We start from the raw sequence: 13,564 nt of genomic DNA, 5'->3' as shown, positions 1-13,564 counted from the left end.
GGGAGAGTGTGCTTAATGTTTTTAAATCAGCCAAGCTCAAGGTAGTACCACCCACCACGAGCTCTTTAATCCCATCGCTGGCAGACACGGTAAAGCTACCGGTAGCGGTTTCAGTATTGCTAGCAGCATTACTACCGGTAGGTAGGCCCGCTTCATAGACGGTGGAGTCTGGTGCATTAGCTAGAACATCATTAGCAACGGTCACGCTGGCGGTAGCACTGATCACCGCCTCATCGTTGGTGCCATTAATCTTGAAAATTATTTCGGTAGAATTTTGCACTCCATTATTGTCAACCACGGTGATACTGACTGGATCGGGCTTATCTAGATCACTTACATTTAATTTTTGAGTAGCGTCTTTTGCATTATCTAAGGTGTAGGTCAGATTACCCGTACTAATATCTAAAACCACACTTCCATATGTTGTTTCTTTAGTGTAGGAAGTGCTACCTTCTATTTGAACCCAACCGGTCATCACGTAATTCGCCTGATCACCTAAATCAACATCTCCTTTACTGAGAGTTACAGATGTTGAGAGATTGCCTGCCACCCCAATACCAGCTTCAACCAAGTTCTCACTAGGCAAAGGCGCGCTTATATTCGGCGCATCATTTGTACCAACGATGGTGACAGTTAATGCGGTTGTTGTGCCATCCACTGCCGTGAGTAAAAATGAGTCGCTCAGAGATTCACCCTTTGGGAGCGAATTAAATGCGTCATTAAAAATATAGGTCCAAGCGCCATCTGGAGCAATTGTGATGCGGCCAAGGCTAGTCGCAAAACCGTCTACCCGAGCAAATTCTGAAGTACTAATTAAGGTGCCCTCAACCTTAATTGCCGAATTAGTTTCATCAACCTGAACAACCAAATCCGATGAAGATTGATTTGTTGGATTAACGCCTGTGGGGAGTGCAGTGACAGTGCCGTTGTCGGAGACTGTAGGAACAGTGATGTTATTGATTGCGTCGGCCGCAGTTGGTGCTGGCGCCGTAGTTGTGGCAGCCCCCTCAGCCCCAGTATTTGCGGTTGCCGCTGTAGGTGCTGCGGCTGTTGATGCGGGATTAACAGATGTAGAAACTGCATTTGCTCCAACTGCTCCACCACCCGTTCCACCACCAGCACCACCTCCTGCTCCAGGAGCACCTTGACCTGTTCCACCCGCTCCACCACCAGGGCCAACTGCTCCACCACCACCGCCAGCAGCGCGCCCTCCTCCGGCAGCTCCACCATCACCACCACCACCGCCAGCAGCACCATCGGTACCGCCAGCTTCAGCAGTGACTCCTAAATTTCCCGCAAAGCCATTGGCTCCATCACCGCCAGCACCATTCCCAAATCGACCTTGTCCAGCATCCCCACCAGACTTATTTCCGCCAGCATCATTTCCACCATCACCACCGTTTGCATTGGTTCCTGAATTCGGACCCCCTTGATTGCCCTGGTCATTTTTGGGGTCTGTCGTTTTGTTTATTAGACTGGGGCCGTCCTGCGAACCCACATTGGTTGTTGTAACCGTTACGTCAGCTCTAGCAGGAGGAGCAGCAGCATCTCCCGCGCTGGGTTGCTGCAAAGCCTGGTTGTCCATCTGCTGGGCATCAAAGGATTGTTGCGCAGAAGGTTGGGGAGCATCAGCCATAGTATTCTCTCATTAGGTAATGGCAAGGCAAAAGCCTTGTATTAGCCGTAAATGTATGCTGATGAGATTGATACTACAACGCTAATCTTCGTTATATAACTTTAGTTATAACAATTGTTCTATAACTTAATGGCTTAACGCTTGAATACAGCGACTCCCTGAACTACATTGGAGCCAGTATTAAAGTTGTAAGCAAGACCTGCAGCAGTAGGGCTGGGGTTGCCATAAAATCCGACGTTCCCGGCGCCAGCACAACCACCAGAGCAAGTTGCCAAACTGCCGCTGACCTTAGATACGAAAGTGCTTACTGAATTAATGGGGCTAGAGGGCGATATTCCGCCATTAAAGGTCATGTTATAGGTGCCATAACCTGCAGATTGGTTGGTAAATAGGCCTACGTTGCCATTGATTGAGGCCTTGGCAAAGTTCGCAGTCATAGTGCCGCTTGTCACAGCCCAAGTGCCCTGAGGATTTGAAACCGGAACCGGAGTGGACGCGCCAATCAGGTTAAAAGTATAGGAAACAGCACCTTGATTGAGGTTGGCGGTCGTAGTGGGTACCCCTACGATATAAGCAAACCCAGAGTTGGCAGCATAGTTAATGGGCTGACCATTGTTATAACCACCAACAAGCACATTACCATTTGCCCAGCGCCCCCAGGAAACTACCCCACCCCAAGTGCCACTCTCCATCTGCTGTCCGCCGTTAATGGCGTATACCGTGGGATTAGTAGTGCCTGGTCCGGGGATATTAGGCGTGGCAAAGGAACTGGATATCTGGGTTACCTGGGTGCCGTTTGTCACCGTCTGGAACGTTGCTACAGAACCAGGGGTAATACTGTGAATCGGCAAACCATCACTACCAGTTGCACCGGCCCATACCTCTGCTTTTTGCAAGATATAAGCTGCAGTTCCAGTCGGAGCAGGGGATCCATCACCAGTAGGGATTTTGTTATAAATGGTATCTGGTGTGAAAGGCGATGTGCTGGCGGATGCCAAGGCTGGAGGTTGCGTGATCGTCACACCCATTACATTAGGCATTGGTGAGCTGGGTGTTGGCACTTGTGCATCTGCCGCTTTAGCAGGGGCGCTTACAGCCACAGCCAGCGATGGAATATCCGTAGCTGCTTCGCTCTTGCCTTTAGGCTTTGCTGACTTCTGGCCAGTTAGCGGATCCGGCAAGAAATTGGGTGGTACCAGAATAAATTTAGGCGCTGTATCTTTATCGGCAACATAGAGATATTGATTTACGCCTACGGCTTCAACTGAGACGTCATTCTTCACTACGATCTTGCCTTCAAATACACCGGCATATAAACCATCTTTAACTGGAGTTTTATCTGGGTTAAAGCAATTGCCTTCACAAACATTGATATTAAATCCAGTACCCCGAATACCAACCGTGGCTACCACCGCATTGATCTTCAGGTTGTCTTTATTCTCGCGACCAATCGCCCCAGTTACTGCCCTCACCCCGCCTTTTACTAGGCTGAGCTCTGCTTTTTCGGAACCATCTGTCTTGCCATTAAAGCTATATTGATTGATCTTAAATTCGGATTGAGCACGCAATGCAATCACTGCACCATCGCTCATGCGCAACTGGGCATTACTCGCAATGCCCGTAATCACTGCATCACCTGCCTGCAGGCTAGCGCCTTTAGCAAGCGGGATCGTCTGGCCACCACGCGTTACCTTCACTTCACCAATCGCCAATAACACCTTGCCAGCCTCTGCTGGCGCCTGTGCTTGGACATAAGCAGCTGACATAGCTGCAATGGCTATGGCTAAAAAGAATTTAACTAGGGATAGCAAAGAATTGGGGAGCATCCTTACCCTTTTGCTGATAAATGAAGTATTCATTTAGTTCGAGTTCCAATCGTAGCGTAGTTTGATAGCGCCTGTCCACTGCTCGTAACCATATAAATTCAGATTCGACAAATTGTTGTAATACGTAATTTCCATACGAGCAGACAACTCTTTGGTTAATTTGTATTGCAATACCGCATTTCCAGAATACAAGTTATCTACGCGATTAGTTTGATAGAGCAGATCATTCGAATCGTATTTACTTTTGGCATAGCCTGCACCAATCGTGACGCCGAGCTTTTCTGCTGGCAAAAAGCTCAATTGCAAAGCAGCGCCAGCAATACGCCTGCCTAAGTCAGGGCGGTTGCTAGTATCAATTTGGTGGGCCATATTGGCAGATAGATCAAGGACTGGCTGCCACTTCCGGTCCGGAAAGGCAGTGCGATAACCGACAGTTCCCACATTTAAATTGGAGTTATAGGCATTAAATTGACTTGGGTATTGCAAAACAGTACTACCCCCAGCAATCATGACTGAGTCTGTAGCACTGAGTTGACGAATATATTCTCCGCCTCCACCATAGGTATTTGGCACTGGTACTTGATCTACCTGCGCAAAGCTACCAAAACCAGCAATCTTATAAGTATTAAGGCCATCCGTGACTTTGACGCCCGTGGTTGCATTTGTAACATTAAGATCATAGCCATTGACTTGAGAGTAACGCTGGGCACTGGTGTTGGCATTAGCAAAGACACTGACATCCCCAGTTATTGGTACAGCGATATTAGCCCCGACCATGTCGTAGCCAAAAGCAGACTTGAGTGGTTGTGATGTTGAACCTAAAGTAACCGGACCAATATAGGGAAGAACAATATTACTAACAGCCGTAGCCGCATTCACATTATTGTTATAGCCCATTCCTAATTCAACATAAACGCCATAAGTGGTTTTGAATGCACCTTCTTTTGACTTAATATCATCCAAATACACATTAATTGTGGAGATGACACCAGTAGGAGGTTGGCTTTTCTTCACCGCTAAAAACTCATCTTTAGCACGTTGATAATCGCCCTGCGCATAATACGCGCGCGCGAGCTCTAGCCGAACTAAATCATTATTCGGATCGTTCAAGAGCACGCGCTCTAATGCCAATACACCCTCAGTTGGATGACCTACTTCGACGGCAGCTACCCCATAGAAGTAATCGAACAAAGGGTCCCCCATGAGCTCGGGATGCTTACTTCCTAAAACATAGGCTTCGCCTGCCTTCTTTTGTTCAATCAAGACTTTCATTTCATCGGCAACGTCAGCATTACTGGTAGCGCTGATCACTACCAAGGTCAGAATAGAAGCATAAATCGATGGCTTGGTTAAGGGTTTAGCCAGAGCGTAAAGATACTGAACCCGCGGCATCTCCATGGTCTTGCGTACCGTCTCTTGCCACTGATTGCACTGTTGCTCAACAAAGCGCTGAGATTGTTGCCAAACTTGCTTCATGCCTTGTTCATGCATTTGCCAGTCGATAGCGTCATGCCAAAACTCTAGTAAGCCAATATAGGCCTCACGTAAGTACAAAATACTGTGCTCGGTATTGGTAATAATGCCCTGCATGATGGCCAAACAAAGAGCCTGTAGGGCTAAATCCATTGCCCGTGGATTCAATTCCAATTGCGGGTTGGCCAGGCTTGCTAATACTGCTTCCAGTTTTTGCTGCGGTAAATATCGGTACCTGAATCTGAAATAGCGCCTTTTCAGCTGGCGCCTCACGGAGCGTGATAAGGGTAATGCCAGTGTAGATCCCTTTAAAACGGCTTGCGTTAAGCTTTCGCCACCCTGCACCAATTGCTCAAGAATAAAAAACGCGCCTTGGTTTAAGCGGGAATCGATCTCTGCTGCAAAGACATGGGTAAGCTGCTGAGGCCTAACATGTTGAAGAGATGACAGCGGCTTTTTAAACATAACTCAATTCAAAAATGGATCTCTGAGTACTTGCTTGTAGCAATGAATAAAAGCAGGATGTTTTTGATCAAATTCTGCACAACGTGACGCTACTCGGAGAGTGCGACGATGTAACTCCTCTTTATCCATGTGATATGGACCTGTCATCTTTTCATAAAAAGCAGCTCTCATATCTAAGTACTTTGCTTCGAAACCACTGAGTCCATAAAAAATGATTTCTTCGTTACTGAGGCGGTATACCCCTTTGTATTGATGCGATTGCATTGCCTGGAATAACTCTGGAGGCATACCCATTTGAGAAAAGTACACAGGAACTGCTTTTTCAAAACGCTCAAGTAATTCTTTTGCCTGTGGGTTCGATTTAATATCGATCTCTTCTAAGATCTTAGCGTTCTCATCGCTTTTAGTAATCCGTCCACGATGAATTCCTACGGTATACGCAGGCGCGCCTCTCACAACGCCACTCGCTAATACCAATATGCAGGCACTAGCACACTGCCCAGTGACAAAAACATGAGCCTTATTCGCACGCAGAATCTCACCAATCTTCATGGCGGCAATGCCATCGCCTCCGGGAGAATCCAACAGCACAATGAGTCCGGCTGGAATAGGGTCTCCAGTTACATTAGCTATAGAGCTCTGTATGGACGCCAATACTTTTTTAGAAATCTGCCCTTTAATCGCCATCACCACTACATGGCCCTCTTGTATTGGCTGGGTTGGTGCTCGACTTTCTTGCACACCTTGTGCCGAGCCGTGCGCCAAATTGAGATTGAAGATCAGTGCAAACAATCCAGCCGCAGCAAACAAGGATCTCATTAAGTAGCCTCGGCACCAGCGATGGGAATACTTAAATGTTTAATAGCCTCCGCAGTACTCAGGTCTCTGAATTCAAATCCACCACCTTGACTTGCTGCGATCAACCCTGAACTAGTGAGCTCTTGAATACAGGCCTGCGCCTTGTGATGTGGCTCATTCATTTGCGTGAGAATAGATAGAAGCGAGGTCTCGGGCTCATTGGCAGCGCGCAGCATTAACTCTCTTGAAATGGGGCTGAGATTATCGAGCATCGCTCTAAAGTCAACTCGAATGCCTTCGGGTAAGGCATCAATCCTTGGCATCTGCAGGTTAAAGACTCTGGAGAATGGCGCGGAGTTTGGCTTGGGGCCCAAGAGTCTCACAGCAATTTGTGCAGAACCATGGTCTTGAAGATTGGCAGCCACTATCAGAATCTGACGAGAGGCTAAGCGGTCAATACCTGCTTCACCAATCACTGCTTTAAATGCTTCTAATGCCTTAAGTCCATAGACCAAAATCGCTAAGGGTCCTGATTTAGCAATTTCACAAACCAGTCCGGCAATGCGCTCACCTTGTGATGGGTATATCTTTTCTGAGCGTGAGATAAAATCACCAAATTGCAATTCTATTTGGGCGGCAAAACTCGCTAAAGCCCGATCTCTGCGATAAGAACCCGGGGTTCTGAGTCTTAAGATTTGGTAATTTTTTCCAGCAACGTAATTGCCTATCGCATCGGTTAATAGAGTAGCGGCGGCTGGAGGCCAAGACTCTACAGCCAGCCATTGGGCCAGCCCACCCTCTATCCCCTCAAAAGCATTGTTTAAGAATGGAAAACCGCCCCAACGCAAACTGGCATCCGGCAATAATGAAGAGCTTGGGCCCACAATGGCAATAGTCCCCACATCTTTGACAATGACCTCTTTATTGCCTTCCTTGGACTTAATTTCTAGCCAGGCACTACTCATAGGCGCAATCTGCTTCGTCAATACATCCGAGAGTGGCATCTTCAACGCTTTGGCGTGTCGAGCCAATATCGATGCCTTACGAAAGGACTCTGCCCCAAACAGCTCAGTCGCTTTTTCAGCGACTACTTCGGTATTCGAAGCAAGACCTATGCCTATGAGGGGGGTTGTGGAATCTTTAGTATTGCCATCGTGATTCTTTTGATAGTGGCTAGCCCAAGTTTGTAAATATTGGGCAAGATAGACGGCACGATCAGCATCGTCTAAGTGGGCTCGTGGGTGTCCAAACCACACCACAGAGCCACCGCCCGGCAAATAGCTTACTTGTCCATCTAATGCCTCTACTAAGCGCTCGATTATATTTCTGAGTGCCTTTAAGAAATGATCCCGCATAGAAATCGCACTAGGATTTAACTCATTTAAGTCAGCAATTGAAACGGCCACTGAAGAAACTAAGCGCCAAGAATAGGCTTCAGCTGCTTTAGCACCTACTTTTGCAATACCCTTTGCGATCTTCGTCTTGGATTCGGTATCAATACTATCCGCCGCACTGGATTTCATAATCTGCGCAGCAGCAATCACCGCCTTAGCGCGACTATTGACGCTCAGCTTCTTGAAAAGGACAAAGAGGTGTTGCTTTACAGTGCCAGCCTCAATCTTTAAGTCATCCGCGATCTCTTTATTACTCTTGCCCTCAATCAATAGATCAAGCAATTGTCTTTGCCGAACAGACAATGACAATTCCTGGGTAGAGTCGCGTTTAATCGTGTGCATGATAGAAATAAAAGGAGTCGTTATCCGCTGAACTGGCTTAACGCTCTCTCATGCCTTGTTTGAACGCAACATAGATTGGACGCAATAAGTAACGCAATACCGATTGGCGATCAGTCATGATGTCTGCTTGTACAGTCATGCCTGGATCAATGCGCTTATCCTTATCGTCACCTACATAGGCCTGCGGCACACTCACAATAACCTTAAAGTAAGGCTGTTGTTTCTCATCGAGGGTGCTAAATGAAGACACCATCGAGACCTTGCCTTCAATCGTGCCGTAGCGCATGAAATCAAAAGTACCTACTTTCAGGCGGGCTGGCTGACCAATTTTGATAAAGCCAATATCCGTGGGTGAAGCACGTACTTCAGCGTGCATCTTGCCATCTAAGGGAATGACGTTCATGAGGGTTGCGCCGGGAGGAATCACACCGCCCACGGTACGAAATTTAAGATCTTGGACAACCCCATCGACCGGAGAAATAATATCTACTCGAGTAAGACGATCTTGCAATTTAGTCAACTGCTCTTCGGTTTGCGCTAACTCATTCGCAGATGTATTGAGCTCATCCATATTGGTACGACGATAGCGGAGCATTTCTGCTTGAGCACCACTTAAGTTGCGCTGTGCATCCAAAGCCTGTACCCGGGTATTGAGTTTTTCCTTGGCTAAGTCTCCCCGAATCGCACTTACTTCCGAGAAGATTTTGATCTCATTTTGTAATTGGGTGATCTGATCTTTCTGTGTCTTGAGAGTAAATTCTTGCTCGGCAACTAACTGCTTGTACTCTTCTGGCACCTTAGAAAAGTCTGCTGGTCTATCGCCTAATAAAGCACGGAGGCGCTCTACTCGGGCATACAGACCCCAGTACTTTGCAGCCAAGGTTTGGTATTCAGCACCTGCTTCAGTGGAGTTCAGGCGCATCAGGACTTGACCTTCTTGGACAGATTGCCCATCGACCACATCGATCGTAGCAATCCGACCGCCATCGACGTGCTGAATCACTTTCACTGCCTGAATTGGCATGATCTGACCAGGTGCTGTAGCAACAACGTCTAGGGTCGCAAACATCGCCCACAGGAAAAAGATGCCAAGCGCATAGCAAACCAACTTCACCGTGGTTTTCATATAAGCCGGTGGCGCAGCTTCTTCAAGCAGAATGGCTTTGGCAACGTAGTTGTCAGTACGATCCCCCAAAATGAGCCTAGGCTGATCCTGAGGTTGATCCTTTGGCTGATCATCAGATGGCAAGGTAGGAAGTGTGCTCATAGAAAGTACTCTTATCGATTAAGTGTGAGATGGTTACGCTGCTGTAGGTTGTTTTAATAAAACATCGGGAGGACCTGCGGCGCGCAGATAACCCTTGTCCATGACTAATAAGGTATCAGCCAAACGAATATGACTAGGACGATGACTAATAAAGAGTACGGTAGCTTTGCCTTTGAGAGCTCTTAAGGCTTCCATAAATTTCTGGTCGCCAGAATCATCCAGTCCTGCGCCGGGCTCATCAAATAACATGATTGGGGCACGAGTGAGGTAGGCGCGAGCCAGAGACAGTTTTTGCCTTAAGCTAGAAGGCAATTCATTGGTGTTATCGCCAACGCGGTATTCAATTCCTTTGGGTAGAGCCATGATTTGCTCTAAAGCCCCTGCCATATCCAAAGCTTGATAAACCTCATCGTCACTTGCATCAGGTCTGGCTAAGCGTAAGTTCTGTGCAATCGTCGCACGGAATAGCTGCGTATCTTGAGGTGCGTAACCAATAGAACGCCGTAATTCCATCGGATCTAACTGACGCAAATCTACATTATCTACAAGAATTGAACCTGCTTGTGGCTGATACATCCCGAGAATCAATTTGAGCAAGGTCGATTTACCACCGCCATTTGGACCGCTGATTGCAATCAACTCTCCTGGCGCAACACGGAACTCCACACCAATTAAGGCCGGGTCGACATTCATGGAGTAACGGAAAGAGACTCGGGCAAATTCAATAGCGCCCTCAAGGCCACGAGATACTAATGAAGTTCCTGTCTCTAAACGTTCTCCTTCAATCTTCATTAAGCTATCAATTTGACGCGTTGCACTTCTCACCCGCTCAATCCGCGTCATATTCGTAAAGATCGTTTGAATCGGGCTTAGGACACGCCACATCAAGAGCATGGATGCAATTAGTGCTCCCGCAGAAACCGTTTGCATAATGACTGCTGGAACTGTGGCAGTGACAATCATTAAGGCTGAAATCATCATCACAAAATAAGAGATAGATACTAATAATGAAGAAACTTGTTCAGCCTTATACGAAGCCATCGTCGCATTCGCAGAAATGTCTCTAAAGCGCTCTAACCAAAGTTGCTGGGCACCGCATTCACGAATAATGCGCATCTTAGCCACCATCTCGACAATGAACTCATTGCGCTTGGTGACCGTTCTACTAACCGCTGCCACACGATCATGGGTAACACCCGAGAAGATCCAATACAACAGTGCATAGACAACGACCATGATGGCAAAAATTACTAATGAAATTGGGTTCATGATCGATAAGGCAACCAAGAGCACCAAGGTTGCTGGCGATTCCAGAATAGTCGAGGCTAATGGGCCAGTGAATAGATCTCGAATGGCCTCAAAACTTTGCAAGCGAGAAGTTTGCGAACCCACTGACGCACGCTCGGTATAAACCGGAGACATTTTAAGTACTTGCTGCAAAATCGTTGCGCCAAACAAATACTCAATACGTCCGGACATATAAGCCAAAATGCGTGCACGGTGACGCATAAAGTAATAACCCGCACCCAAGGCAATGGAGGCCCCAATAGCGAGATAGACTAAGGTATCTTTAGCGCCAGAAGGAATGACGGTGCTATACACAACCGACAGAAATAAAGGTCCTGACATCATCACCAAACCCGACACTAAGGCAGACAAAGTGGCTTGTCCAATCAAAGGACTAAAGCGCAGCAATACACGTGCAACCCAAGAACGGGTATCGTTCACATTCGTTTCTGCTAATTCGTAGAAATAGGCGCGCCCAGAGATATTCAAATTGGTCTCAAAGCGGGCTTCCCCTGTTGCAGAATCACCAATGCGCATTTGTTTACCTAAGCGCCCCATGGCAATAAAAGCGGCACCTTCATTAGGCACAAAGAGGCAAGGCAGTGAACGAGGCTCCAGCATCCCGAGCGTGCATTGCACTTCATTTGTTCTATAACCCATTTGCGACATGGCATTATGAAAGCTCGTCAAATCTAAGCTATCGGTGTAATACGGTAAAGACTCCGCTACTTCACGTGCAGTACCACGTGCATTCATGAGTTTGAGCAAGAGGGATAAACAACCCGATAAATCGGTTTGGACTTTAAAGTTATTGGCAACCGTTTCTTGAGTATGATTCCAGCGGTTGGTATCAATCACGCCACCCTTAAATGGGGAATCAAAATATTCTCCATTGGGGATTGCACGATAGTTTGCAGCTGCAGAGCCGGTAAGACTGGGTTCCGATGATTTAGCAGGAGAGGCCGAACTGACCTCACGAATCGAACTTACCTTATTGGGATCTACTTCATGTAAGCGCCCATCTTGCAAGAAGAGTGTGCGATTGGCTAGGCGCAAAAAAGAAGGGCGTTGCGATACCAGCACTACCGTCACTTTGCCGCGAATCGCTTCCATGAACTTCAGGAAGGTGGCATCGCCATCCGAGTCCATGACTGAAGTGGCATCATCGAACAAAATAATATTAGGCTGGTTCGATAAAGCCCGCACGATCGCGATTCGCTGACGATAGCCTGGAGGCATAGCATCTGCTGCACTATCCCCTACCGGGGAATCCCAACCTCGTGGCATCTTCGCTACAAAGTCGCCCAAACCCAGCATCTTGGCAGTCATTAAAGCGCGATCGACACGACTGGGTTCAAACACGCTCACGTTATCTAATAAGGAGCCCTCAAACATCAAGGCCTTTTGCGGTAAGTAAGCTACTTGCTCGCTTAATTGTTCCAGGGGAATCTCAGTAATATCAATACCATCAATCTTTATTTGGCCTACGGTCGGATGTAAGACACCCGCCATCAATTGCAGCAAGGTACTACGGCCTGAACCAGAGTCACCTTTGATTGCCAAAAATTCACCTGGCTCAACAGTTAATGACAAGTCATCAAATAAGTCTGTTTTACTTCCCGGAAAGCGGTAGTGCACATTCTCAAAAACCAATTGGGCTGATTGCATAGGACGCTCAGCCAATTGAATAGCACCCTCTTCCACTGCTGGCTTAGCAGGCAAGCCAGCCTGAAGTAATGTCAAAGCCAAGTTATCACGCAAAATTTCATCTTGTTGATACTTGGCCCACATCCCACCTAAGCGCTGCAATGGGGCAAGTGCACGCATACCCAGCAAAATACAGGCCGCCAGTTCACCATTAGTTAGGTGATGACCAATAACTAGCCATGCACCTAAGGCTACGATGAGCATATTCATTAGTGGGGAGAAAATGTTACCAATACCTGCAGACATATCTAAGGCATAAGTCACGCGAGACATCAGGCGTGCACAACCCTCTTGTAAGCGCTCATAACGGCGCAACATCAATGACTCCATGGTCATTGACTTGAGGGTGTGTACGTTGCTCAACGTTTCATTTAAGAAATTGGCTCGACGTAAGTCACCTTGCTTTTGTTCCTTGATCAGGATTGGGTCATCGTGACCATTCTTCCAAGTAATAAAAATGAAAATCGCATAGCCTGCTATTAAAAGCAATCCAACCCATGGGCTCAGAATGAAGACGATTAATACATAGAGTAAGGTGAAGGGCAGATCCATCAGCTGCTGAAATGTTTGACCTGAGTAGTGATATCTCAAAGTGGAGACTGACTTGTAGTCATCCATCACAGTACCAGTACCCTTGCGCTCAAAGTCATGTAAGGGCTCTGCCAAAGCGCGCTCAGTAACAGCTAACATTGCTTTATGTTCAAAGCGTGCTGAAATCCATGCAGTAGCGAATGAACGCACTGCACGTAAGACCGATTCCATTGCGACTGCAATACCAACTGCTCCTGCAATCAAAGCTAATGTGTCTAATGACTGTTGCGGCAAGATGCGGTCATAAAGCTGCAACATTAATAAGGGGAATGCCAATGCCAGTATGTTAATGACAATACTCGAGGCAATGATGGTAGATTTTTCTCCAGAAAAAGGAGAAAGCTCCCCAACTGCACGCTGTTCTTGGGTTGGATTACGAAACTGCACCACACGCTCACGTAACTTATCCAAGTCTGCTCTGAATGCCTGCCACTCAGCCGAGCTTCTTTCTTGAAGCTTGCGCTTTCGTTCCAGAAAAATCGGATACCAATAGGACGGCTTGAGTTTTTTTGTCCACTCGATTGCGATTTGTTGAACATCATTCCAAGATTGAATCGGGCGACCTTGTAAATGGGTGCCCGAACCCCTAATCTTCATCCAAACAAGATCAAAGTCATATCGCAACTGTTTGTACAGTGCAATGCCGACGGTTTGTAGCATCACTACAAGCCAGCCCAGCGCCGCGAGCAAGCGCCCCCACCCTGCTCGTAGCAGTTCGCCGAGGCGTTTGATAAATTGATTAAATGAGTTCATACCTTAGTTCACCTTGAAGGGACAA

At 47.2% G+C, this 13,564-nt stretch carries 7 protein-coding genes; all 7 read right to left on the bottom strand.

From position 1 onward, the window contains the following. Positions 1–1,636, bottom strand: a 1,636-nt coding sequence (locus ICN45_RS10475; protein ID WP_304610177.1) for a VCBS domain-containing protein, incomplete at its 3' end; no start/stop codon positions are given. A gap of 134 nt (positions 1,637–1,770) precedes the next feature. Then, positions 1,771–3,462, bottom strand: a complete 1,692-nt coding sequence (locus tag ICN45_RS10215) for a FecR family protein (RefSeq protein WP_216175547.1) — start codon at positions 3,460–3,462, stop codon at positions 1,771–1,773. Positions 3,463–3,495: 33 nt separating this feature from the next. Next, positions 3,496–5,400 carry a tetratricopeptide repeat protein gene (locus ICN45_RS10210; RefSeq protein WP_216175546.1) on the bottom strand — a complete coding sequence of 635 codons (1,905 nt, stop codon included), beginning with the start codon at positions 5,398–5,400 and terminating at the stop codon, positions 3,496–3,498. 3 nt (positions 5,401–5,403) lie between these two features. Continuing rightward, positions 5,404–6,219 (bottom strand): ATP-dependent Clp protease proteolytic subunit, encoded by an 816-nt coding sequence (locus ICN45_RS10205; protein WP_216175545.1) that lies wholly within the window; start codon positions 6,217–6,219, stop codon positions 5,404–5,406. Further along, the gene (locus ICN45_RS10200) at positions 6,219–7,934 is read right to left on the bottom strand and encodes a helix-turn-helix domain-containing protein (RefSeq protein WP_216175544.1); all 1,716 of its coding nucleotides are present in this window, start codon (positions 7,932–7,934) and stop codon (positions 6,219–6,221) included. Before ICN45_RS10200 ends, ICN45_RS10205 begins: the two co-directional genes overlap by 1 nt. 37 nt (positions 7,935–7,971) lie before the next feature. Continuing rightward, positions 7,972–9,201, bottom strand: a complete 1,230-nt coding sequence (locus ICN45_RS10195) for a beta-barrel domain-containing protein (RefSeq protein ID WP_216175543.1) — start codon at positions 9,199–9,201, stop codon at positions 7,972–7,974. Positions 9,202–9,234: 33 nt separating this feature from the next. After that, entirely contained in the window at positions 9,235–13,539 is a 4,305-nt protein-coding gene (locus ICN45_RS10190) for a peptidase domain-containing ABC transporter (RefSeq protein WP_216175542.1), read from the bottom strand. Between the last annotated feature and the right edge of the window lie 25 nt (positions 13,540–13,564).

This window comes from Polynucleobacter alcilacus, from assembly GCF_018881545.1.
In the GTDB taxonomy this organism is placed as follows: Bacteria; Pseudomonadota; Gammaproteobacteria; order Burkholderiales; family Burkholderiaceae; genus Polynucleobacter; species Polynucleobacter alcilacus.
The sequence above is the reverse complement of the archived record's forward strand: the minus strand, read 5'-3'. Positions and strand labels throughout refer to the sequence as shown.

Bases quoted from the DNA above. Each gene is read 5' to 3' on its own strand.
- ICN45_RS10215 (WP_216175547.1), bottom strand. From the start codon at position 3,462: ATGCTCCCCAATTCTTTGCTATCCCTAGTTAAATTCTTTTTAGCCATA.
- ICN45_RS10210 (WP_216175546.1), bottom strand. From the start codon at position 5,400: ATGTTTAAAAAGCCGCTGTCATCTCTTCAACATGTTAGGCCTCAGCAG.
- ICN45_RS10205 (WP_216175545.1), bottom strand. From the start codon at position 6,219: ATGAGATCCTTGTTTGCTGCGGCTGGATTGTTTGCACTGATCTTCAAT.
- ICN45_RS10200 (WP_216175544.1), bottom strand. From the start codon at position 7,934: ATGCACACGATTAAACGCGACTCTACCCAGGAATTGTCATTGTCTGTT.
- ICN45_RS10195 (WP_216175543.1), bottom strand. From the start codon at position 9,201: ATGAGCACACTTCCTACCTTGCCATCTGATGATCAGCCAAAGGATCAA.
- ICN45_RS10190 (WP_216175542.1), bottom strand. From the start codon at position 13,539: ATGAACTCATTTAATCAATTTATCAAACGCCTCGGCGAACTGCTACGA.